This window comes from Microbacterium memoriense (assembly GCF_025398275.1).
Taxonomy (GTDB): domain Bacteria; phylum Actinomycetota; class Actinomycetes; order Actinomycetales; family Microbacteriaceae; genus Microbacterium; species Microbacterium memoriense.
Map to the genome: position 1 here is coordinate 90,961 of NZ_JAODOR010000008.1, position 22,749 is coordinate 113,709.

At 68.1% G+C, this 22,749-nt stretch carries 21 protein-coding genes and 2 tRNA genes; 9 read left to right on the forward strand and 14 right to left on the reverse strand.

What is annotated here, in order from left to right:
* Positions 1 to 22 precede the first annotated feature (22 nt).
* Both N4R40_RS06865 and N4R40_RS06870 read right to left on the reverse strand, forming a co-directional pair.
* Positions 23 to 418, reverse strand: coding sequence for a hypothetical protein (locus N4R40_RS06865; protein ID WP_261606619.1), 396 nt, complete (start codon positions 416 to 418; stop codon positions 23 to 25).
* A 25-nt stretch (positions 419 to 443) separates the two neighbouring features.
* Positions 444 to 518 (reverse strand) — tRNA-Thr (locus N4R40_RS06870).
* A gap of 215 nt (positions 519 to 733) precedes the next feature.
* On the opposite strand from N4R40_RS06870, the gene N4R40_RS06875 reads away from it, so the two are divergent.
* The 3 genes from N4R40_RS06875 to N4R40_RS06885 all read left to right on the forward strand — a co-directional run bounded on the left by N4R40_RS06875 (position 734) and on the right by N4R40_RS06885 (position 3,403).
* On the forward strand, positions 734 to 1,648 hold the full coding sequence (locus N4R40_RS06875) for a MetQ/NlpA family ABC transporter substrate-binding protein (RefSeq protein WP_261606620.1): 915 nt from the start codon (positions 734 to 736) through the stop codon (positions 1,646 to 1,648).
* A 65-nt stretch (positions 1,649 to 1,713) separates the two neighbouring features.
* Complete coding sequence (locus tag N4R40_RS06880) at positions 1,714 to 2,751, forward strand: methionine ABC transporter ATP-binding protein (protein WP_261606621.1); 1,038 nt, start codon at positions 1,714 to 1,716, stop codon at positions 2,749 to 2,751.
* A complete protein-coding gene (locus N4R40_RS06885) occupies positions 2,744 to 3,403 on the forward strand; it encodes a methionine ABC transporter permease (protein WP_261606622.1) in 660 nt (219 codons plus the stop codon). Before N4R40_RS06880 ends, N4R40_RS06885 begins: the two co-directional genes overlap by 8 nt.
* Before the next feature lie 12 nt (positions 3,404 to 3,415).
* Here the strand turns inward: N4R40_RS06885 and N4R40_RS06890 are convergent, their stop codons facing one another.
* The 9 genes from N4R40_RS06890 to N4R40_RS06930 form a co-directional block, all read right to left on the reverse strand.
* Positions 3,416 to 4,978 carry an alpha/beta hydrolase gene (locus N4R40_RS06890; protein WP_261606623.1) on the reverse strand — a complete coding sequence of 521 codons (1,563 nt, stop codon included), beginning with the start codon at positions 4,976 to 4,978 and terminating at the stop codon, positions 3,416 to 3,418.
* A complete protein-coding gene (locus N4R40_RS06895; protein WP_261606624.1) occupies positions 4,975 to 6,129 on the reverse strand; it encodes a DNA polymerase III subunit delta' in 1,155 nt (384 codons plus the stop codon). The genes N4R40_RS06890 and N4R40_RS06895 overlap by 4 nt, the downstream gene beginning before the upstream one ends.
* 30 nt (positions 6,130 to 6,159) lie before the next feature.
* Positions 6,160 to 6,783: a dTMP kinase gene (gene tmk, locus N4R40_RS06900; RefSeq protein ID WP_261606625.1), complete on the reverse strand. Its 624-nt coding sequence runs from the start codon at positions 6,781 to 6,783 to the stop codon at positions 6,160 to 6,162.
* On the reverse strand, positions 6,783 to 9,464 hold the full coding sequence (gene topA / locus N4R40_RS06905) for a type I DNA topoisomerase (RefSeq protein WP_261606626.1): 2,682 nt from the start codon (positions 9,462 to 9,464) through the stop codon (positions 6,783 to 6,785). Before topA ends, tmk begins: the two co-directional genes overlap by 1 nt.
* A 72-nt stretch (positions 9,465 to 9,536) precedes the next feature.
* Positions 9,537 to 9,854 carry a helicase gene (locus N4R40_RS06910; RefSeq protein WP_261606627.1) on the reverse strand — a complete coding sequence of 106 codons (318 nt, stop codon included), beginning with the start codon at positions 9,852 to 9,854 and terminating at the stop codon, positions 9,537 to 9,539.
* Positions 9,855 to 9,869: 15 nt separating this feature from the next.
* Positions 9,870 to 10,208, reverse strand: coding sequence for a TadE/TadG family type IV pilus assembly protein (locus N4R40_RS06915; protein WP_261606628.1), 339 nt, complete (start codon positions 10,206 to 10,208; stop codon positions 9,870 to 9,872).
* On the reverse strand, positions 10,205 to 10,417 hold the full coding sequence (locus N4R40_RS06920) for a DUF4244 domain-containing protein (protein ID WP_261606629.1): 213 nt from the start codon (positions 10,415 to 10,417) through the stop codon (positions 10,205 to 10,207). The genes N4R40_RS06915 and N4R40_RS06920 overlap by 4 nt, the downstream gene beginning before the upstream one ends.
* A 33-nt stretch (positions 10,418 to 10,450) precedes the next feature.
* The gene (locus N4R40_RS06925) at positions 10,451 to 11,326 is read right to left on the reverse strand and encodes a type II secretion system F family protein (protein WP_261606630.1); all 876 of its coding nucleotides are present in this window, start codon (positions 11,324 to 11,326) and stop codon (positions 10,451 to 10,453) included.
* Positions 11,323 to 12,366: a TadA family conjugal transfer-associated ATPase gene (locus tag N4R40_RS06930; protein WP_261606631.1), complete on the reverse strand. Its 1,044-nt coding sequence runs from the start codon at positions 12,364 to 12,366 to the stop codon at positions 11,323 to 11,325. The genes N4R40_RS06925 and N4R40_RS06930 overlap by 4 nt, the downstream gene beginning before the upstream one ends.
* 406 nt (positions 12,367 to 12,772) lie before the next feature.
* On the opposite strand from N4R40_RS06930, the gene acs reads away from it, so the two are divergent.
* Positions 12,773 to 14,737, forward strand: a complete 1,965-nt coding sequence (acs, locus tag N4R40_RS06935) for an acetate--CoA ligase (RefSeq protein ID WP_261606632.1) — start codon at positions 12,773 to 12,775, stop codon at positions 14,735 to 14,737.
* 15 nt (positions 14,738 to 14,752) lie between these two features.
* Here the strand turns inward: acs and N4R40_RS06940 are convergent, their stop codons facing one another.
* Complete coding sequence (locus N4R40_RS06940) at positions 14,753 to 15,367, reverse strand: TetR/AcrR family transcriptional regulator (protein ID WP_261606633.1); 615 nt, start codon at positions 15,365 to 15,367, stop codon at positions 14,753 to 14,755.
* Between the two features lie 105 nt (positions 15,368 to 15,472).
* On the opposite strand from N4R40_RS06940, the gene N4R40_RS06945 reads away from it, so the two are divergent.
* Positions 15,473 to 17,401 carry a hypothetical protein gene (locus N4R40_RS06945; protein ID WP_261606634.1) on the forward strand — a complete coding sequence of 643 codons (1,929 nt, stop codon included), beginning with the start codon at positions 15,473 to 15,475 and terminating at the stop codon, positions 17,399 to 17,401.
* Positions 17,402 to 17,473: 72 nt separating this feature from the next.
* Here the strand turns inward: N4R40_RS06945 and N4R40_RS06950 are convergent, their stop codons facing one another.
* Positions 17,474 to 17,953: a RidA family protein gene (locus N4R40_RS06950; protein ID WP_261606635.1), complete on the reverse strand. Its 480-nt coding sequence runs from the start codon at positions 17,951 to 17,953 to the stop codon at positions 17,474 to 17,476.
* Complete coding sequence (locus N4R40_RS06955) at positions 17,950 to 18,168, reverse strand: DUF4177 domain-containing protein (RefSeq protein WP_261606636.1); 219 nt, start codon at positions 18,166 to 18,168, stop codon at positions 17,950 to 17,952. Before N4R40_RS06955 ends, N4R40_RS06950 begins: the two co-directional genes overlap by 4 nt.
* 86 nt (positions 18,169 to 18,254) lie before the next feature.
* Here N4R40_RS06955 and N4R40_RS06960 point away from each other — a divergent pair, with 86 nt between their 5' ends.
* The 4 genes from N4R40_RS06960 to N4R40_RS06975 all read left to right on the forward strand — a co-directional run bounded on the left by N4R40_RS06960 (position 18,255) and on the right by N4R40_RS06975 (position 22,742).
* Positions 18,255 to 20,852 carry a transglycosylase domain-containing protein gene (locus N4R40_RS06960; protein WP_261606637.1) on the forward strand — a complete coding sequence of 866 codons (2,598 nt, stop codon included), beginning with the start codon at positions 18,255 to 18,257 and terminating at the stop codon, positions 20,850 to 20,852.
* On the forward strand, positions 20,849 to 21,808 hold the full coding sequence (locus N4R40_RS06965) for a metallophosphoesterase (RefSeq protein WP_261606638.1): 960 nt from the start codon (positions 20,849 to 20,851) through the stop codon (positions 21,806 to 21,808). Before N4R40_RS06960 ends, N4R40_RS06965 begins: the two co-directional genes overlap by 4 nt.
* A gap of 33 nt (positions 21,809 to 21,841) precedes the next feature.
* Positions 21,842 to 21,915, forward strand: a tRNA-Pro gene (locus tag N4R40_RS06970).
* Positions 21,916 to 21,977: 62 nt separating this feature from the next.
* On the forward strand, positions 21,978 to 22,742 hold the full coding sequence (locus N4R40_RS06975; RefSeq protein ID WP_261606639.1) for an HAD-IIB family hydrolase: 765 nt from the start codon (positions 21,978 to 21,980) through the stop codon (positions 22,740 to 22,742).
* The last annotated feature ends 7 nt before the right edge of the window (positions 22,743 to 22,749 follow it).

Genomic DNA, 22,749 nt, shown 5'->3' on the forward strand with positions numbered 1-22,749 from the left:
TTCCGCGTGAGTCGGCGTCTCGTCAGCTGGCAGCCGCGAGCACAATCCATCCGGCAACGAACGACACGATCGCCAGCGCCAACATCGCGACGGCGCCGATCACTGCCGCGCGAAGCGCCGGTGGGCGGGGAGTCAGCCGCATGCGATCACGCCACCCGTGTCGATACCAGATCGGCACCGTCGCCCGAGACGCGACCGCTGCATGGTCCGACGATGCCGGCACGGCACTGTTGGCGTCGCCGTCGGCGTCGAACCAGCGGAGGATCGGCTCGCCGCTGTCACGGTCCACGATCGCCTCGGCCGGCATCCACGTGCCGTCGGCGGCCCACACGATCACGGCGACCACACCGAGCGTGAGGAATCCGCCGAAACCGACCCACGTGAAGATCTCGAAGAGGATGTCGACCGTGCGATCCACGGCGTTCTCCTCTCGGGGGAACTGATGGAGCCACCTGTCAGGATCGAACTGACGGCCTGCTCATTACGAGTGAGCTGCTCTACCACTGAGCTAAGGTGGCGCAAGTCGCCGGAGCGCCATGCACGATCATCGATCCTACAGGGTGGATCGGTCGGTCGCGAACCGGCGCCAGATGCCTCCGGGGTGTCGACTTGTTACGTCCGGATTGGCCTGGTCGCCCGCTTGCCTCTACCGTCGAAACGGCACCGCGACGAGGCGAGCGCGGTCGTCACTGGACTGCGCCCCGCGGTGCCCCGAACCACAAGGAGCACCACCATGTCGAAGCCCACCATTCTCCGCGGCAAGGGTCTGGCGGCCGCCGCGCTGGCCCTCCCGCTCGCCCTCCTGCTCGGCGCGTGCGCCGGCGGCTCGAGCGATCCGGCAGCCACCGACGGAGCGGCGACCGAGACCGTCCGGATCGGCGTCGTCGGCGCGGGCGACCCGTACTGGGAGACCTACACCGAGGCCGCCGCGGCGGAGGGCATCGAGGTCGAGATCGTGAACTTCGACTCGTACGACCAGCCCAACCCCGCGTTGTCTGCGGGTGAACTGGACCTCAACCAGTTCCAGCACATCATCTATCTCGCGACCTACAACGTCGCGGCGGACGACGACCTGCAGCCCATCGGGGCGACGGCGATCTACCCGCTCGGCCTCTACTCCACGAAGTACTCCGATGTCGACGACATCGCCGACGGCGACACGATCGCCGTCCCCAACGACGAGTCCAACCAGGCACGCGCGCTGCTGGTCCTCCAGTCGGCCGGCCTCATCGAACTGAAGGATGGCGGCTCGATCTTCTCGACCGTCGCCGACATCGAAGACGGCTCGAAGGTCAACGTGGAAGCGGTCGCCGCGGACTTCACCGCCTCCTCGCTGCCCGATTTCGCCGGCGCCGTCGTCAACAACGACTTCGTCGCGAAGTCCGGACTCACGAGCGACCAGCTCCTGGCCCAGGATGACCCGGCCGACGAGTCGGCCTTCCCCTACATCAACATCTTCGCGGCGAAGGCTGAGGATGCCGAGAACCCCACCTACCTGAAGCTCGTCCAGATCTATCAGGAGACCCAGGCTGTTCAGGATGGTGTGGTCGAGGCTTCCAGCGGCACGGCCGTGCTCCTCACCACGCCGGTCGCCGACCTCGTCACCTCGCTGACGGACACCGAGGACTCGATCCGCGCCCAGCAGTAACACCCCGTTCCGGATGCGGCCCGTTCCCCGAACGGGCCGCATCCGCGTGTCACCCAGGAGTCACCATGACCTTCATCCGCCTCACGGGCGTGACCAAGGCCTTCCCGCCGTCCAGCAAAGGCGCCGCGCCCGTCGTCGCGGTCGACGACGTCACGCTCGAGATCGCCGCGGGCGAGATCTGCGGCATCATCGGATACTCCGGCGCCGGCAAGTCGACCGTCCTCCGCCTCGTCAACGCGCTCGAGACGCCCTCATCGGGCGCTGTCGAGATCGACGGCACCGACATCACCCGCCTCAGCGAGCGCGATCTGCGGCTCCTCCGCGGTGACATCGGGATGATCTTCCAGCAGTTCAACCTGTTCGACTCCCGCACGGTCGCGGGAAACGTCGCCTATCCCCTCGAAGTCGCCGGACGGCCCCGCGGTGAGATCCGTGCGCGCGTCGCCGAGTTGCTGGCCTTCGTCGGCCTCGCCGACAAGGCGAAGAACTACCCCGAACAGCTCTCCGGCGGCCAGAAGCAGCGGGTCGGCATCGCCCGGGCACTCGCCACGAGCCCCCGCATCCTCCTCGCCGACGAAGCGACCAGCGCCCTCGATCCCGATACGACCAGCGAAGTGCTCGCCCTCCTCAAGCGCGTGAACGCTGAGCTCGGCATCACGATCCTCGTCATCACGCACGAGATGGACGTCATCCGCACCCTCGCCGATCGCGTCGTCGTGATGGAGCACGGTCGCGTGATCGAACAGGGCGCGGTCTTCGACATCCTCTCCGCGCCTCAGCACGCGGCGACGGCACGCTTCGTGTCGAGCATCATCGAAGACGTCCCGACGGGTGAAGATCTCGCGGTGCTGCGCGAACGGCACCCGGGGCGCATCGTGACGCTCGACGTCCGCGAAGGAACGGCCGCCCAGGCCGACGTGTTCGCGGCGCTCGCTCACGAAGGCGTGCGTTTCGAAGTCGTCCACGGCGGGATCAACGACATCCGGGGCCGTGTCTTCGGCCATCTGACGCTCGCCCTCACCGGTGCGCCGGATGCGGTGGATCGCGCTATTTCGGCGGCCGCGGGCTTTGCCACCCTGACCGAGGAGGACAACCGTGGATAGGCTCATCGAGCTGTTGCCGGAGCTGTGGGAAGCCACGGCAGAGACCCTCTACGTCGCCAGCGCCGCTCTCATCCTCGGCGGCATCGGCGGGCTCATCCTCGGGATGGCGCTGTATGCCACCCGGCCGGGGAGCCTCTTCCCGAATCGCGCAGTCTTCGGAATTCTCAACGTCATCGTCAACACGATCCGACCGATTCCGTTCATCATCCTGCTGGCCGCGGTACAGCCGCTCGCGCGGAGCGTCGGTGTCCCCGGCATCGGCGTCACCTTCGGGATCTTCGCCATCACGATCGCGTCACTGTTCGCGATCAGCCGCATCGTCGAGCAGAACCTCCTCACGGTCCGTCCCGGCGTGATCGAGGCCGCCCGCGCCGCCGGGGCGAGCCGGTCGCGCATTCTCTTCCGCCTCGTTCCGCGCGAAGGACTGGGGCCCCTGATCCTCGGCTACACGTTCATCGTGGTCGCACTGGTCGACATGACGGCCATGGCCGGAGCCGTCGCCGCCGGAGGCCTGGGTGAGTTCGCGATCAACTACGGGTTCAAGCAGTTCAACCCGTGGGTGACGTGGTCGGCGGTGCTGATCATCGTCGTGATCGTTCAAGCCGTGCAGTTCCTGGGGAATGCCCTGGCCCGCCGCGTTCTCCGGCGCTGATCTGGGGCGCCCTCAGGCCCCGCAGGTCACGTCGGCGGTGGGCACCGTGCCATCGACCAGATAGGCCTCGACCGCAGCGTCGACGCACACGTTGCCCTTGTTGTAGCCGGTGTGCCCTTCGCCCTCACGCGTGATCAGCACGCCGGACGACAGCTGCTCGGCCAACGACACCGACCATGAATAGGGAGTCGCCGGATCGTTCGTCGTACCGACGACGAGGATCGGAGCCGCACCGTCGGCGCTGATCTTCTCGCGCACTCCGGTCGGCGGATACGGCCACACGGCGCAGACATCCACGCCCTGCCAGTACGGCGCGATCGTGGGCGCTTCCGCCGCGATCCTCGCGCTCGCAGCATCCTCATCGGCAGCGGACGTGTCGAGGGGGTAATCCATGCAGTTGTAGGCCCGGAACGCTTCGGTCGAGTTGTCGGAGTACGTCCCGTCGGGGTTGCGCCCGTTGTAGAAGTCGGCCAGTTGCAACGCCGTCGACCCGTCACCCTGGAGGGCGTCCGAGAGCGCTCGCGAGAGGTAGGGCCAGCTCGCCTCGGCGTAGAGCGCGGCGATGATGCCGGTCATCAGGTTGTCGGCGCCGAGCATGCGTCCATCTGAGCCGGGGATCGGGTTCGCGTCAACGCTCGCCAGGAGCGTCGAGAGGTCGGTCATCGCCTCCTCCACCGTGCCGCCGAACGGACAGTCTCTCCCACCCACGCAGTCGGCCATGTACGCCCGCAACGCCGACTCAAACCCGACCGCCTGCGTCGTCCCGACCTCGAGGCCCGACACCGAGGGATCGATCGCGCCGTCGAGCACCAGGCGGCCGACGCGCTCGGGGAACAGCTTCGCGTAGGTCGCGCCGAGGAACGTCCCATACGAGTAGCCGAGGTAGTTGAGGGTCTCGTCTCCGAGCACCCCGCGCAACAGGTCCATGTCGCGGGCCGAATTGTCCGTCGTGATGTGCGGAAGGATGCCGGCGGAGTTCGCCTCGCACGCCTCGACGAAGCCGATGTTGCGTTCAGTGAGTTCAGCCGTCCAGCCGTCGCTCCCGCGCGGGTCGGCGGGGATGTCGTAGAGCATCGCATCCATCTCGGGCGCGTCAAGGCAGGCGACCGCGGACGAACGCCCGACACCCCGCGGATCGAAGCCGATCACGTCGTAGGCGTCGAGCACCCGTGCACTGACCGCGAAGGTTGCGGAGTCGGCAACGAGGTCATATCCGCTCGCTCCCGGACCACCGGGGTTCGTCAGCAGCGACCCGAGCGCGGTGCCGCTGGTCGCCGCACGGCGGATGATCGCCAGTTCGATGGTCCCCGCACCCGCATCCGCCCAGTCCAGCGGCGCCGTCACCGTGGCGCAGTCGTACGAGCCCGCATCCACACCCACGCAGCTCTGCCAGTCGAGAGCCTGTCCATAGAACTCCTCGAATCCGGCGGGGACGCCGTTCAGGTCTGGTTCGCGGCTCGGTGCCGGTGTCGCTGCACCCTCGGGCGGAATGGCCGCGTAGAGGCACCCGGTGAGAGCGACGGCGGCCACCGCCAGTCCGGCGATCGCGGCGAGAAGGCGTCGGGGGTACTTCACGGAGTCCTTCCACTCGCAACGGTGACGAGCATGCTTTCGAGGGCGAGTACCGGGGCGGCGTTGCCCTCCAGGTTCGAACGGGTCGCGGAGATCCGGTCAAGAACCGTGAGGGTGCGGCGCGGCGTCCATGACGTGGCGAGGGCCGTGAGTTCGTCCTCCAATTCGCGATTGATGAGATCGCCCGACCGCCCGAGTTGCAGCATGAGCGCATCGCGGAACATCGACTCGAGGTCGGTGAGCACCCGATCGATGCCGTCGCGCAGGCTCCGCGTCGCGCGCCGCTTCTGATCGTCCTCGAGGGCGTTCAACTGACCGCGCACCGCCGGAGGTACGGCGGCGCCCGCGGCGATCCCGAGCGTGCGCAGCAACGTCGCACGCTCGACCTCGTCGCGCTCGGAGGTCAGAGCTTTGGCGTCATCCGTGGCGAGCTGCACGATCCGTGCCGCAGCCTCGACCGCATCGCCCACGCCACGCACCGCGAGAACACGCCGGAGGGTCTCCTCCCGTCGAGCACGGGCATCGGCGTCCGTCGCCAGCCGCTGCGCCATACCGATGTGACGCTGGGAGAGGCGCGCGGACTGCTCAGCCGTCGCGTCATCGACGCCCGTGCGCAGGGCGATCAGGCGCGCGACATCGGCCACCTCCGGCTCACGCAAGCGCAGCGTGCGCACGCGAGACCGAATCGTCGGGAGGAGATCGGCATCGCTCGGCGCGCAGAGGATCCACACGGTGCGCTCGGGCGGTTCTTCGAGAGCCTTCAGCAGTACGTTGCTCGTACGTTCGACCATCCGGTCGGCATCTTCCATGACCATGACGCGATAGCGCCCCAGGGACGGCGAAAAGTAGGAACGCTCGACGAGGCCACGGGCATCCTTGATCGAAATGATCACGCCTTCGGTGCGCAGCGCCATCAGATCCGGGTGTGTTCCGGCCAACACCTGACGCATCGCGGCGTCATCCCCCGGCTCGGCGATCAGGGCCGCGGCGAACGCGTACGCGAGAGTCGATCGTCCCGACCCCGGCGGACCGGTGATGAGCCACGCGTGCGCGAGCTGAGCTGGATCGCTCGCGGCGGCCTGCAGTTGAGCGAGCGCCTCGTCCTGCCCCCACACATCCCCCCACGGGAGCGCGGGCGGAGCGGCGGCGGTCATGGCATCCAGCCTAAGCGGTGCCACCGACGCTCACCCGAGCGCGAGGGCGACGCGCGCACGGACGGCAGCGGCGAGGTGCTCAACGGGCAAAGAGGCATCCAGCACGAGGAAACGGTCCGGTTCGGCCGCCGCCAGGCCCAGGAATGCGGCGCGCACGCGCTCGTGGAACTCGGCCTTCTCCGCTTCGAGGCGGTCGAAGGGCTTGTCGGCGGCATCCAGACGTCGACGGGCGGATGCCGGATCCAAATCCAGCAGCACGGTCACATCGGGGAGCGCGCCTTCCGTCGCCCAGAGCGACAGCTCCCGGATCTCGCCGGCATCCAGCACTCTTCCGGCGCCCTGATAGGCGACCGACGAGTCGAGATAGCGGTCTTGGATCACGACTTCACCGCGCGCGAGCGCGGGCCGGACGAGCGTGGCCACATGGTGTGCGCGATCGGCCGCGTACAACAGGGCCTCGGCGCGCGGCGCGACATCTCCGCGATGGTGCAGGACGATGTCGCGCACGAGATTGCCGACGTCCGTGCCGCCCGGCTCGCGGGTGCGGACGACCGTGCGCCCCTGATCGCGCAACCAATCCTCGAGAAGCGCCGCTTGAGTCGTCTTGCCCGACCCGTCACCGCCCTCGAACGTGATCCAGAGCCCTGCAGGCATCACTTCTTCTTGGCGGCCGGCTTACGCGTCGTCGCCGCGCGCCGGGTCGTCCGCTTGGGCGCAGGGCCCTTCGCGCGCTTGTCGGCAAGCATCTGCACCGCGATCTCGAACGTGATGTCGTCGGGCGTCTGACCACGCGGGATCGTCACATTCGTGGCGCCATCGGTGACGTACGCGCCGAAGCGGCCGTCCTTGATGCGAATCGGCTTCTCGCTGACCGGGTCGGCTTCGAATTCCTTGATCGACGTCGCCGCGCGATTGGCGTATTTCGGCTGCGCGTAGATCTCGAGGGCCTGCTCGAGGGTCAGGTCGAAGATGAGGTCTTCGCTGGCGATCGACCGCGAGTCGGTGCCTTTCTTGATGTACGGGCCGTACGGGCCGTTCTGGGCAGTGATCGGCGTCTGCGTCTCCGGGTCCAGCCCCACGGTGCGCGGCAGCGAGAAGAGCTTGAGTGCCGTGTCGAGATCGATCGTCTCCGGCGACATGCTTTTGAACAGCGATGCTCGACGGGGCTTGGGCGCGACCTCTTTCTTCGCGCCGCGCTTCTTCGGCGCGTCGGGATCGACGACCGGCTCTTCCACGGGCGGGAGGACTTCTTCGAGGTACGGACCGAAGCGGCCGTCCTTCACGACGATGTCGAGGCCCGTTTCCGGGTTCTGGCCCAGCACACGGTCGCCCGCGATCGGAGCGTCGATGAGTTCTTGCGCCTTCGCGGGCGTCAGCTCATCGGGTGCCAGGTCTTCCGGCACGTTGACGATGCGGGTCGTGCCGTCCTCGTCGGGGACGTCGAGGTACGGACCGTACTTGCCGAAGCGGAGCGTCGCAACGTCACCGATCGGGTTCGCGTTGATCTCGCGGGCATCGATCTCACCGAGGTTGTCGACGATGTTGCGCAGGCCCACGTGGTTGTCCGAGCCGAAATAGAACTCGTTCAACCAATCGACACGCTGCTGCTCTCCCCGCGCGATCGCGTCGAGATCGTCTTCCAGCGCGGCCGTGAAGTCGTAATCGACGAGGTCGGCGAAGTGCTGCTCCAGAAGACGCACGATGCTGAAGGCGAGCCAGCTCGGTATGAGTGCCTGACCACGCTTCGTGACGTAGCCACGGTTGATGATGACGTCGATGATGCTCGCGAACGTCGACGGGCGTCCGATGCCCTTTTCTTCCAGCGCCTTCACGAGGCTCGCCTCGGTGTAGCGCGGCTTCGGGCTGGTGGCGTGACCCTTCGGGTCGATGTCGGTCAGCTGAAGCACATCACCGACCGCGAGAATCGGCAGGGACTGGTCCTCGTCACGGTCCGAGTCGGCTCGCTTCTCGTCGCGACCCTCTTCGTATGCCTCGAGGAATCCCTTGAAGGTGTAGACGGTGCCGGAGGCCGTGAACGCCGCCACCTGGCCGGCCGCCGAGGTCTCGAGCGTGATCGTGGTGGTCTCGTACTTCGCATCCGACATCTGGCTGGCGATCGTGCGCTTCCAGATGAGGTCGTAGAGGCGCAGTTCGTCACGGTCGAGTGCGGACGACACCGAAGACGGCGTTCGGAACTCTTCGCCGGAGGGTCGGATCGCTTCGTGGGCTTCTTGCGCGTTCTTGCTGTTGTTGCGGTAGCTGCGCGGGTTCGGCGGCACGGCACGATCGCCGTACAGTGCGACAGCCTGCGTGCGCGCCGCAGCGATCGCCTGCGTCGACAGTGCTGTCGAGTCGGTACGCATATACGTGATGTAGCCCTTTTCGTAGAGCCGCTGAGCGACGCCCATGGCGTGCTTGGCGCTCATCGAGAGCTTGCGTCCGGCCTCTTGCTGCAGCGTCGACGTTGTGAAGGGCGGCTTGGGGCTGCGTGTGCCGGGTTTGGCTTCGACAGCCGTGACCGCGGCGGACCCGTCGGCCTCGATTGCCGCGGCGAGCTCGCGGGCCTGCGTCTCGGTGAGGACGACGACGGCCTTCTTCAGTTCTCCGCGATCGTCGAAATCCGTGCCGCGCGCGAGCGGAGCGCCGTCGAGTCGGGCCAACCGCGTACCGAAGGCGTCACCGGCGGCGCCTGCGACCGCTTCGACATCCCAATACGACGCCGAGACGAACGCCATACGCTCACGTTCACGGTCGACGACAAGACGGGTCGCTGCGGACTGCACGCGTCCGGCGGAGGTTCCCTGCCCGACCTTGCGGCGCGTGACGTCGGACACGTCCCACCCGTAGAGGCGGTCGAGGATGCGACGGGTCTCCTGCGCGTCGACGAGCGCGAGATCGAGCTCGCGCGTGTTGTCGACGGCGGCGCGGATGGCATCCTTCGTGATCTCGTGGAACACCATGCGCTTGACCGGGACCTTCGGCTTGAGCGCCTCGAGCAAGTGCCACGCGATGGCTTCGCCTTCGCGGTCCTCATCGGTCGCGAGGAGGAGTTCGTCGGCGGTCTTCAGCGCACGCTTCAGCTCGGCGACGGTCTTCTTGCCGCGGTCGCTCTCCACATAAAGAGGAGTGAATCCGTTCTCGATGTCGATGGAGTACTTGCCGACCGAGGTCTTCTTCAGTTCGGCCGGGATGTCCTTTTTCTCGGCGAGATCACGGATGTGACCCACCGAGCTGAGGACCTCGTATCCGTCACCCAGGTACCCCTGAATGGACCTCATCTTCGTCGGAGACTCGACGATGACGAGCTTCTTGCCGGTTGCCGTGCGCGCTGCCACGTGGCGTCCTTTCTTCGATGCACACCATACACACCGCGTGGACATGAGGATGCTGGGAGCAGCGCCCGCCGGTCAGGGCGGCGGCCCGGCGCGGGCACGCGCCGCCGCCGGCAGAAGCCCGAAACCCGCCTCGATGTGGACCGTCGCCACGAGGCCGTCCATGTCGCACGCGCTCAGCGATGCCCCACCACGGGCCGCGACCTCGGCCGCCCGCTCACAGGGGATGCCGGAGAGGAGCCCGGACGCGGTATCGGCGGCGGCGAGAGCCGCGGCATCCGCCGTCGCCGACAGTCGCGTCGCATGTGCTGCCGCAGCACCCAGCGAGGCGCACCCCACGGCAAGGGTGACGGTGACCGCGAGCGCACCGACCGAGAGCGCAAGGCCCGACATCAGCGGCGTCTCATCTCAGCGACCGCCCGACAGTGCGCACGAGACCGCACGGAGCGGCGGGAGCGGCAGCGGAAGGGCGACCGCCGCGGTCGCCTCGACGCACACCAGCTCGCCGTCCTCGTGGATGCGGGTCGCTGCTGCACCGGCGATCGCCGCGACGACGGCGCCGGCGCGCGCTTCTCCCTCTCCCCGTGCGATGAGGCGCGCCGCCTGCGCCACCGCCTGCTCGAGGCGCACCCGGTGGCCCGAGGCCGAGAGCGTCCCTGCCGTCAGTGCGATGATGAGGACGACAGCGGGCACGACGACCGCGAACTCGGCCGTGACCGATCCCCGGTCGTCGCGCCGCCTGATCATGCGACCGTCAGCGCACGGCGGACCAGGTCGGTCAGGATGCCGCGGACTTCGTCCGAGCGCATGATGACCACCAGCAACCCGGCAAAAGCGACGGCGGCCATCGTGGCCACCGCATACTCCGCCGTCGCCGCTCCTTCGTCGTCCTCATAGAGCGCCGCGGCGCGGCGACGGGTCAACCGCGGAAGCGCGGTGGGTGTGGACTGTGTCATTTCGTCTCCTTCGATCGGTGATGGGCGGGCACGTCAGGGGGCACCGAGCACGGGCGTCGCGCCCGAGAGGACCGACAGCAGCATCGGACCGACACCCAAGAGCAGAAACGCGGGAAGCGTACAGACGCCGAGCGGCAAGAGCAGTCGCGCGCCGAGGCGCGCCGCCTGGAGCCTGCCCTCTGTCCGCATGCGACGGCGCGCATCGGCGGCCGCCGCGCGCAGCAGATCGACCGCCGGCGCGCCGGCGCGCCTCGACAGTGCGAGGACCCGCTCGGTTTCGGGCTCGGTGACGCCGCCACTGGCCTCGGCGACGACAACGAGCGCACGATCGATCGAGACTCCGCCGCTCAACGCGATCGCCACGACGTCCCCTTGCAGCCCGGCGATGTCCTCACCGGGCTGCGCCGTGCGGACCAGTCGCCGCGTCCACAAGCGCGCGGCGAGCATGAGCGCGATCCCCATGACGACGCACGCGACGCCGATCGGATTGCCGAACGTCGCGGCGACATCGAACCCGAGCGCGAGGCCGAGGCCGATCGCCACCAACGGCAACCACGCCACGAGCTTCGCCGTCGCCGCCGGGTCAGCGAGCGCGACGGCGACGTCATCTCGCGATTGCTGCGCATCGCGCAAGGCGTCGGCGAACCGCCGCAGGCTGGGCGCAAGGGGCGCGCCCACCGTTTCGGCGACACGCCAGGCCACCGCGACCTCGCGCCACGATCCCGGCAGGGCCGACAAGGCCGTCGCGAGTCCCACGCCGGCGTGCACCTCGGCGACGACGGACGCCGCAACCGGATCTCCGTCTTCGGCGGCATAGGCCCACGCGTTCACGGGCGAGACTCCCGCTTCGAGCAGCACCGCGAGACGCTGGACCACAGCGGCGGCATCCGCGGCATCCTGATCGCTCACGTCTCCTCCTCGACACCGAGTCGCCCCTCGCGGAGTACGGGACGCGCGAGACCGAGCACGTGACGCCGGCCGGCGACATCGCGCCCGACGTGCACGATCACCCCGATGGCGCTGACCACCTGCCGTGCCACCGCGTGGTCGTCCAGTCCGGCGAGCGCTCCGAGAGCCTCGAGGCGGCTCGGAATATCGCGGATGCCGCTCGCATGCACAGTGCCCGCCCCGCCGTCATGGCCGGTGTTGAGCGCGGTGAGGAGTTCGCGCACCTCCTCGCCACGGCACTCCCCCACGATCAGTCGGTCGGGGCGCATGCGCAGCGCTTCGCGCACGAGACGCGCGAGCGGCACGCCACCGGCGCCCTCGAGATTGGCCTGGCGCGCTTCGAGACGCACGTGATGCGGGTGGTGCAGGCGGAGCTCGGCCACGTCTTCGATCGTCACGATGCGCTCGGTCGCAGGAACACGTCCGAGGAGTGCCGCCAGCAGCGTCGTCTTCCCGGTCCCGGTCGCGCCGGTGATCAAGAGGTTCGCGCGTGCGGCGATGAATCCCTCCAGCCGGGCGCCGGTGCCGGCGTCGAACATCCCGCGCCGCCCGAGATCGTCGAGATCGGGCAGATCGACCTGGGGAAGCCGGATCGAGATGGCGGCCCCGGCGCACGCGACGGGAGCGAGCACCGCGTGCACGCGCGCGCCGTGCTCCCAGCGCACATCGACCAGCGGTGTCGCATCGTCCAGGTGCCTCCCGCCGACGGCGATCAGATCCACGGCCAATGCCCGCACCTCGTCGAGTCCGAGCGCCCATCCGGCGACGCGCTCGATACCCGCGCCGCGATCGACGAAGAGTCCGTCGGACCCGTTGATGAAGACATCGGTGACGTCAGCGTCGGAAAGCAGCGCCCGCAGCGGGTCCAGCGCGGGGTGCTCCGGGAGTTGCCGCCGTCTCACTGCTCGCGACAGCGGCACCTGATCAACCGGCACACCCGCGCGGCGCACCGCCTCGGGGGCGAGCGCGCGGCGCGGTCGGACGATGAAGGGGTCGGCCATGACCCGACGGTACGTCGGTGGCGATCCCGCCATCCTCGCGCGAGTCCGATCGGTGGAGAAATCCGCCGGAACGTCGTCTGTGGAGGAGGCGATGCCCGAAAAAGGTGACGGCATCCCATCGGGGGGAATGGGATGCCGCCACGCGCAGAATCCCGAAATGGGGGGGTGATCGGGATGCTGCGATGCCAGAATCGATGTTCGGCCGCGACCGAGCCTACGGGGCGGAATGCCCCCTCTCCAAACGCACCGGGCCGTGCAGACCCGATATATCTCTCGACCGGCAACACCTACTATCGGCGGTAGTGACCACAGCGCCGCCGCGGTTAGATTTCGACCCATCGTCGGTGCCTCCGTCTGTTCGCATCCGGATCGCCCCACACCGTTCACGCCGCAAAGGAGCGCGCCCATGAGCAGCCAGATCGATCACCTGCTGAACGAGTCCCGCAGATTCGCGCCGTCCGCGAAGTTCGCGGCGGATGCCGTGGCCTCGGCAGACCTCTATGCCCAGGCGGGAGCGGATCGAGAGGCCTTCTGGGCCGAGCAGGCGCGGGCGTTGGAGTGGAGCACCCCGTTCACTCAGACGCTCGACTGGTCGAACCCTCCGTTCGCGCAGTGGTTTGCCGACGGTGAGCTCAACGTCGCCTACAACTGCCTGGACCGCCACGTGGAGGCCGGGCTGGGCGATCGCGTCGCCCTGCTGTGGGAAGGCGAACCCGGAGACTCTCGCGCGGTCACCTATTCCGAGCTGACCGATGAGGTCAAGCGCGTCGCGAACGTCCTCGAGGGCCTGGGGGTCGGGCACGGCGACCGCGTGGCCATCTACCTCCCGATGATCCCCGAGGCGATCGCCGCGATGCTCGCCGTCGCGCGAATCGGGGCCATCCACTCCGTCATCTTCGGCGGCTTCTCGGCCGACAGTCTGCGTTCGCGCCTCGACGACGCCGGCGCGAAGCTCGTGATCACCGCCGACGGCGGCTATCGCAAGGGCCGGGTCTCACCGCTCAAGCCCGCCGTCGACCACGCCCTCGGCGACCGTGGCGCGGGCCCCCAGGAAAGCGTCGAGCACGTCCTGGTCGTGCGCCGGACCGGCAACGAGGTGTCTTGGGATGCCGACCGCGACATCTGGTGGCACGACGCTGTGCCGGCGGCATCCGGCGAGCATGTCGCGCAACCTTTCCCCGCCGAGAATCCGCTCTTCATCCTCTACACGTCGGGGACGACCGGAAAGCCCAAGGGCATTCTGCACACGTCGGGGGGATACCTCACGCAGGCGGCATTCACCCACAAGGTCGCGCACGACATCCACCCCGCCAGCGACGTGTTCTGGTGCACGGCCGATATCGGCTGGATCACCGGGCATTCCTACGTCGTGTACGGCCCGCTCGCCAACGGGACGACCCAGGTGCTCTACGAAGGCACACCGGATACCCCGCATCCGGGCCGCTGGTGGGAGATCGTGCAGAAGTACGGCGTCACGATCCTCTACACCGCACCGACCGCCATCCGCTCCTTCATGAAGCTCGGGCGTCAGATCCCGGAGCAGTTCGACCTCTCGTCCATCCGCCTGCTCGGCTCGGTCGGAGAGCCCATCAACCCCGAGGCGTGGATGTGGTACCGCCACGTGATCGGCGGCGATTCGACCCCGATCATCGACACCTGGTGGCAGACCGAGACCGGCGCGATGATGGTCTCCGCTCTCCCCGGCGTCACCGAGACGAAGCCAGGAAGCGCACAGGTGTCGCTGCCCGGAATCACAATCGACGTCGTGGACGACGACGGAAACCATGTCGGGAACGGCAACGGTGGGCTTCTCGTGATCACCGAGCCCTGGCCGTCGATGCTGCGCGGGATTTGGGGTGACCCCGACCGCTTCAAAGAAACGTACTGGGAGAAGTTCGAGACGCAGGGGTTCTACTTCGCCGGCGATGGAGCCCGCCTCGACGAGGACGGCGACATCTGGTTTCTCGGCCGCGTGGACGACGTGATGAACGTCTCGGGGCACCGCCTCTCGACGACCGAGATCGAGTCCGCTCTGGTCGGCAATGAGGCGGTCGCCGAGGCCGCGGTCGTCGGCGCGTCGGACGAGACGACCGGTCAGGCGGTCGTCGCCTTCGTCATCATCAAGCAGAGCTATCTCGATGCGCATTCGCCCGAGGGCCTTGCCGGCACGCTCCGCCAGTGGGTTGGCGAGCAGATCGGACCGATCGCCCGCCCGCGCGATGTCTACATCGTCGGCGAGCTTCCCAAGACCCGCTCGGGCAAGATCATGCGCCGCTTGCTGCGCGACGTGGCCGAAGGGCGCGAGATCGGCGATACGACGACGCTCGCCGACACGATGGTCATGAGCGTGATCTCCGCGCAGGTGAAGTGATCCGGATGGCGGCGCTCACTCCGCCGCGGCACTGATCGCCGCCATCCGGCGCCGCGCGGCCCGGAAGGTCTCGGGGTCGATGCGGACATCGCCGTCGACCTCCCGCGCGTCCCGTTGCACCTCGTCACCCAGCGCGATGGCGAACGCAACGGTGAGGCGGGCCTCCGTCGCGTGATCCGCGTCCGTCAGACGCGCACGCTCCGGATGCGCATCGAGCCATGCCGCGATCACAGCGATGAGGCGCTCGCGGCTCTCGTGGCTCGCCCACGACACGGCGCTCGTGGTGCCCGGCTCCCGTGTGAACAGCGCGAGTCGACGCCGGGTCATTTCGTCGTCCGCCCCACGGACGGACTCCATGACGATGACAGACGCCGCCACCACCAGATCATCGGGATAGCGGGCGAGGATACGGTCGGTCAGGGCAGGGTCGTATTCGAGGGCCGCTCCGAAGATGGCCTGCTCGAGGGACGTGAAGTAATTGAAGAAGGTGCTGCGGGAGACCATCGCCGCGGCACAGACGCGCTCGACCGTTACTGCTCGCACACCCTCGTCGTAGGCGAGATCCACCGCGGCATTCTCCATCGCGCGGCGCGCGGAGCGGCGCTTGAGTTCGCGCAGTCCTTCGGCCATGACGTCCGCTCCTGCCTGGCGCTACGTAGTGTGGATGAGGAGTTCGATCCTACGCCCGATATTTTGGGTTGCGTCAAGTTTTGGACACAGTCCATACTTACGATCATGCATCCTTCTGCACGCACACGTGACCTGCGCGCCTCCGTGACTGCGAGGCGCGCACGGATCCTCGGCGCCGTCATCGCCACCACCGGGCTGGCCCTCACGACCATCTCCCCCGCCGCTCACGCCGATGCCCCCGTCACGTATCCCGTGACGGTCACAACCAGCATCGACGACGGGTCCGGCCCTGTGAGCCTTGCCGGCGTTGAGGTCGTCGTCCGGAATCCGTACGTCCCCGACAGCGCTCTCGCGAGCGGGACGACCGGCGCGGACGGCTCTCTGGCGATGGTCGTCGACGGCGAAGAATCCGCCTATGTCGCGGATGCCGTCTGGCCCGGCGCGACGGGCGACCTCCCATCGACCGACGTGCGGATCGAATTCGTGCCGGAACACGGCGAGCCGGTCGAGGTCGTCTTCCACGGTACATACGCCATCGTGTCGGGTTCGATCACCGTGACCGCCGCCGGAGTCCCGATGGCCGATCTCAGCGGGGCCGGCCTCATCGTCTCGAGCGGCGGCACGGAGGTGCAGCGCCTCGCACTCACGGCCGACGGCTCGTTCACGAGCGGCGCGCTCCCCACGAGCGCGACCGCGGACTACCGCCTGACGCTCGTGCCGCCGACCGGCTACGACCTCGCGAACGACCAGCCCGATCCCAACGCGTCGTTCGCACTCCCCGCCGGCCCCACGTCGCCGACCGCCGTGGAGGTGAACCGGCTGTTCGCACTCGCGCCCGAGGGCGGCACGCCCACCCCGACGCCCACGCCCACGCCCACCCCGACGCCCACGCCCACCCCGACACCCACGCCCACCCCAGCCCCGACGACGACGCCGGACCCCACGCCGACCCCGGCCCCCACACCGACACCGACACCGACGGCGACCCCGGCCCCGACCCCGACCCCGACGCCGACGCCGATCCCCACACCGACACCGACGGCGACCCCGACGCCGACGCGGGCGCCGGGACTCGCGGGAACCGTCATCTTCCCCGGCGGAAACACCCTCGGGGCAGCCCTCGACGGCATGAGCGAGGCCGAGTTGAGCGCGCTCCTGCGCGCCACGTCCGCCACCGGGACGGTCGGCGTCACCAACAGCATCGGACAGGTGCTGGGCGTGGCGGTCCATGTCGGGCCCAGCGTCGCCCTTTTCCAGCGGCCCACCACTCCCGTGACCGATCCGATCCCCGGTCTCACCGTCAACCACACCGACTTCGCCGCGGTGGACCTGGAGGCGCTGATGATGGCGGTCCAATCCAACCGCGCATCGCTGCTCGACGCTCAGCTGCAGGCCCAGATCCAGGGCGTGCAAGACCGCAACAACGCGCTCGCGCTGACCAGCACCGCCTTCGGCGCCGTGCGAGCCTATGTGGCGTCGCCCACCGCGGCCACGTTCGCCGCCGCCACCACCGCCGTCCGCGCCGCCGGCGTCACGCACGCCTTCCTCGACCGGTCGGCCGGGACCGGCATGCCAGATGCGAACGCACTCATCTCCGTCCTGCGTTCGACCATGGACGCACACGGCAACACGCAGCAGATGGACATGCTGCGCCTGCAGTCGATGACGGACAAGCGCAACGAGGCGTTCGACCTGACGACGAGCCTCGTCAAGAAGATGCAGGACTCACGGTCGAGCATCATCGGCAACATGCGCTCGACGCCGGTGTCGATCGGCACGGTCCAGTGGAATCGCGGCAACGTGTCGGGGGCGTTCGACCTGTCCGGCGTGCCGAACGGCGCGCACCACCTGATCCTGAACTACGCCGACCTCGGGATCACCCTCGTCTCCGACGTCACGCTGCAGCGCGGCGCGCTCGCCGCGACGGGCAGCCGCCCCAGCCCGGTCTTCGCCTGGGGCGTGGGCCTCGTCACCCTCGGGCTCCTGACCATCCTTGCGCCGCGGCTGAACCGCCGCCACACGCCGCCCGCTTGATCGACCATCAGGAAGGCCCCGCCGCAACGATCCCTTCGGCGGGGCCTGCTGGCTGGGAGTGACGGCCGGCCGTCACTCCCAGGCGAAGATGACTTCGACCTCGACGGGACTGTCCAGCGGCAGCACCGGCACGCCGACGGCGGATCGGGCGTGGCGTGCGGCGTCGCCGAAGACCTCTCCGAGCAGTTCGCTGGCGCCGTTGATGACGCCAGGCTGGCCGGTGAACTCCGGCACCGAGGCAACGAATCCGACGACCTTGACGACGCGGGTGAGGCGGTCGACGCCCCCCACGGCGGCCGCGGCGGCAGCGATCGCGTTGAGCGCACTCTGGCGAGCGTAGGCCTGCGCGTCGGCGGCAGGGACGAGCCCGTGACCCTCGCCGACCTTTCCGGTCGCCGGCAACGCGCCCGAGACCATCGGCAGCTGTCCCGAGGTGTACACGAGGTCACCGTGGACGTTCGCCGGAATGTAGGACGCGACCGGCGGAACGACCGGAGGCAGCTCGATGCCGAGTTCGGCAAGACGCGCCGAGACGGATGCGGCGGCGCTCACGCCTGCCCCTCGAACTGCTGAGCGGCTGTCGCGGCGGCACCGAGGCCGGCGTTGGCGGCGCCGCCGCCCGACGGGCGCTTGAAGTAGGCGACGAGGCCACCCTCCGGGCCCGGGACGACCTGGACCAGTTCCCAGCCCTGCTTGCCCCAGTTGTTGAGAATTGCGGCGGTGTTGTGGATCAGAAGAGGCGTAGTGAGGTATTCCCACGTGGTCATCGAGGCTCCCGGATGTGACGGCGCGCAGGCGCGGCTTGCGGGGCCTACCAAGGGTTCGCCCAGGTATCTCCCCTACGATCAACCCTATGCCTACACCCAAACGGACGGCCACCGGCGTGCTCGGCGGCTTCGCCGGCCTGGTCGGCCTGAGCGCGATCGCCGGCGTCCTCGTGACCGCGACCGTGACCCCCGCCATCGCCGTATCCGGCTACGCCGCGACGAGCGCCCTGGACACGTTTGACAACATGCCGAGCTTCCTTCAGATCGACCCGCTCATGTTGCCGACCGAGATCTACCGCAAGGACACCGTCGGCAACGACGTGCTGATGGCCCAGTTCTACGACCAAAACCGCATCCCGGTGAACTGGGACCAGGTAACCCCGGTGATGTTCGATGCGATCACCTCGAGTGAAGACAAGAACTACTACACACACGGCGGTGTCGACCTGGTCGGTACCGTCAGCGCTCTCGTGGGCAACGCTTCGAGCGGCTCGAACCGAGGTGGGTCCTCGATCACGCAGCAGTACGTGAAGAACGTCCTCCAGCAGAACTGCGAGTCCGAGGCGACGAGCACCGAGCAGGTCGAGGCGTGTTTCACGTCGACGACGGTCTCGACGGGCTCCGAGGGCTACCAGCGCAAACTTCAGGAGATGCGCTACGCGATTCAGCTCGAGAAGCAGTATTCGAAAGACGAGATCCTGCTCGGGTATCTGAACATCACGAACTTCGGCGGCACGGTTTACGGGATCGGCGCTGCGGCCCAGTACTACTTCAGCACCGACGCGGCAAACCTCACGATCGCGCAGGCAGCGACAATCGCCGGCATGGTCCAGGAGCCCAACACCTTCCGCCTTGACCGGCCCGAAGGATCGACCACGAACTCCGCCGGCGAAGCGGTGAACAGCGCCGCCGATGGCTATGCATTGACCCTGGACCGCCGCAATTATGTGCTCGGCCGCATGTTCGACGACGGCAAGATTTCGCAGGCCGAGTACGACGAGGCCAAGGCGACCCCGATCACGCCGGCCATCACGACGCGCGATCAGGGCTGTCAGATGGCCTCTGGTGCGGAGTTCTTCTGCGAATCTGTCGTGGCCGTGATCAAGAGTAACCCCGCCTTTGGCGCAGACGACGAGAGAGCAGCGAATCTTCGTCGAGGGGGCATGAAGATCTACACAACGCTCGACGCCGATCTGCAGAACGCGGCGCTGGAGGCGATCTCGGTCGTTCCGGGGACGGTGGACTACATGGATCTCGGTGCATCGGGGGTCCAGGTGGAGGTTGGTACCGGCCGCGTCCTGTCGATGGTGCAGAACCGCCCCTACAGCGCGACGGGAGATGTACCCGGTACGACTCCTGTCAACTACAACGTGAGCGAGAAGCTCGGTGGAAGTATCGGACACTCCGCAGGGTCTACCTACAAGGTCTTCAGCCTGATCAATTGGCTCCAGCAGGGCAGATCCGTCAACGAGGTGATCAACGGCCGCGTGGGGATCAAAGAAGTAGACACCTGCGACGGAGCGATCCAAATAGTCAATGCCGACAACTCTGGTCTTCCCAACCACATCGCCAACTTCGAACAGAACAGCGGATACTCGGGGACGATCTACAACTTCACCCGAGACTCGCTGAACTCGGGATTCTTCGCGATGGCAGAGCAGATCAGCGTGTGCTCGACAAACGAGGTGGCCGGGCAGCTTGGCGTGACGTGGGGAGATGGCACGACGCCGCTCACCGATGTTCCGTCCTGGTCGACCGTCACGCCCAATGCGGCCTACAACGTCCTGGGTTCTTCGGCTGTGGCTCCGCTTGACATGGCTGGTGCCTACGCCGCAATCGCGGCGAATGGAGTTCTCTGTCAGTCCAAGTTCATCGACAAGGCAATCGACAAAGACGGCAACGACATCACGCCTCAGACGACCTGCGAGCGCAAGCTCAGTGAGGCCGTCGCTTCGACAGCGGCCTACACGCTCCAGGGCGTCATGACCGGCACGGGTGTCGGCGCGCGGATCGGCGACGGCGTCCCTGTGTTCGGTAAGACCGGCATCCACCAGTACGAGCAGACGTGGATGGATGGCGCGTCGACGAAGGTCGCTACCGTGGTGTGGGTCGGAAACGCGACGGGCGCGGTGAAGCTCGACCAACACAGCGCGAGCGGATACCGACTCTCACGCGTCCGTAACTCGATCTGGCCCGCTATGCAGGGCGCTGCCAACGCGAAGTTCGGCGGGGATGCGTTCCCGCAGCCGGATGCCGCGCTCACCAAGCGCGTCCTGACGACGCTCCCCTCCGTCATCGGGATGAGCGTGGATCAGGCCACCGCGACCCTGCAGGCCGCAGGCTTCTCGGTCAATGTCGGCGACGCGGTCGACGGCGCCGAAGCCGCCGGCATTGTCGTCCAGCAGGATCCGGGTGCCGGCCGCGTCGCTGGCGGTACAACGGTCACGATCCGGCCGAGCAACGGCGAAGGCATCACCGTGCCGGGCGTCAGCGGCAAACCTGAAGACGCCCAGCGGGCACTCCAGAGCGCCGGGTTCGCCACAACCACGCTGCAGTGCACGGAATCCGAATCGGCGACCTCGCCGACCGTGACCGGGACTGATCCGGCGACCGGCACGGTCGTCAGCCGGAACACCTCGATCACGATCAACTACCAGGCCAAGAACTGCAACGGCAACCCGTGACCTCGCCCGCGCGCATCGCTCTCGTCGCCGCCACGGCGACGGGGGCGGCCTCGGTCGCCGCCGGCATCTGGGGAACCTGCATCGAGCGGTTCCTGTTCACCGTGCGCTCGCATGAGCTCGCCGTGCTGCCGACCGGCGCGCCCGCGCTGACCGTGCTCCACCTCTCCGATGCGCATATGGCTCCGTGGCAGCACCGCAAGCAGGACTGGATCGCCCGCATCGCCGACGAGATCCAGCCCGACCTCGTCGTTAACACCGGCGACAATCTGGGTCACCCGGCAGGACTCGACGGGATCCGCACGGCATTTGCGCCCTTGCGCGGCGTGCCCGGTTTCTTCGTGCACGGATCGAACGACGTCATCGGTCCGTCCGCGCGCAACCCGCTGTTGTACTTCCGTGGCCCCTCCGAGCGCGCGCAGCGCTCGGAGCTGCTCGATACCCCGGCGATGGACAACTTCTTCACGGAAGAACTCGGCTGGGCCGATCTCAACAACGCGGCGGTATCGATCGAGGTGGCCGGCATGCGCGTCGACGCGTTCGGTGTCAGCGACGCCCACCGCGACTGGGACGAACTCGACGTGCTGCCGGAGGCCCTCGCCGCGCTGCATCCGACCCGTCTGCTCGCGCGCCCGCGACCGGCCGACGTCACGCTCGGCGTGACGCACGCCCCGTATCGACGCGTGCTCGACCGCTTCGTCGAGCTCGGCGCCGACGTGCTGCTGGCTGGCCACACGCACGGCGGCCAGGTGCGCATCCCGTTCTCGCCGAACGCTCTCGTGGCCAACTGCGACATTCCGCTCGACCAGGCCCGAGGCCTCAGCACCTGGACCCGCGGCAACCACACCGTGCCGCTGAATGTCTCGGCCGGCCTCGGACATTCCATCTACGCGCCCGTGCGCTTCGCATGCCGTCCGGAAGTATCCGTCCTGACTTTGCGCGCCGTCGATTCGGTGTGAGCCGCCAGACAGGGTAGACTCGGAGGGTTGCCACGGGGTGTGGCGCAGCTTGGTAGCGCGCGTCGTTCGGGACGACGAGGCCGCAGGTTCAAATCCTGTCACCCCGACAAGTGAGAGGCTCCGCCACGGCGGGGCCTCTCGTGTATCCCCCCCTCGATCGGAGCCTCAGATGCCCACGCCTCGCCTTGTCGCCTTCGATTTGGACGACACACTCGCACCGTCCAAGACCGCGATCGAGCCTCGGATGGCCGACCTGCTGATCGCACTTGCGGAGCGCGTCGAGGTGGCGATCATCTCCGGCGGCCAGCTGCAGCAGTTCACGACGCAGGTCGTCGACCGCCTCCCCGAGACGACAGACCGGGTGCGTGCGGCCTTGCACCTCCTTCCCACCTGCGGAACGCAGTACTACCGGCTCACGGATGCCGGCGTCACGACCATCTACGCGCGGACCCTCAGCGACGATCAGAAGTCACGGGCACTGGCTGCGGTCGAAGGCGAAGCGCGTCGCCTCGGACTGTGGGAGAGCGAGACCTGGGGCGCGATCCTCGAGGACCGCGGCTCGCAGATTACCTTCTCGGCCCTCGGGCAGAGGGCCCCGGTTGCGGAGAAGACGGCCTGGGACCCCACGGGTGCGAAGAAGAACTCGCTCCGCGCGGCCGTTGCCGCGCTCCTCCCCGACCTCGAGGTCCGCTCCGGCGGGTCGACATCGGTCGACATCACCGAGCAGGGAATCGACAAGGCATACGGGATGAACCAGCTCGCGGCGCAGACCGGCATCCCGCTCGTCGACATGCTCTTCGTCGGCGACCGACTCGACCCCGAGGGGAACGACTATCCGGTGCTCGCGATGGGCGTCGCCTGTCACGCGGTCGAGGGGTGGGAGGACACCGCAACGTTCCTCGAGGCCCTGATCCCCACCCTCCCGCCGCGCTGACCGGGCG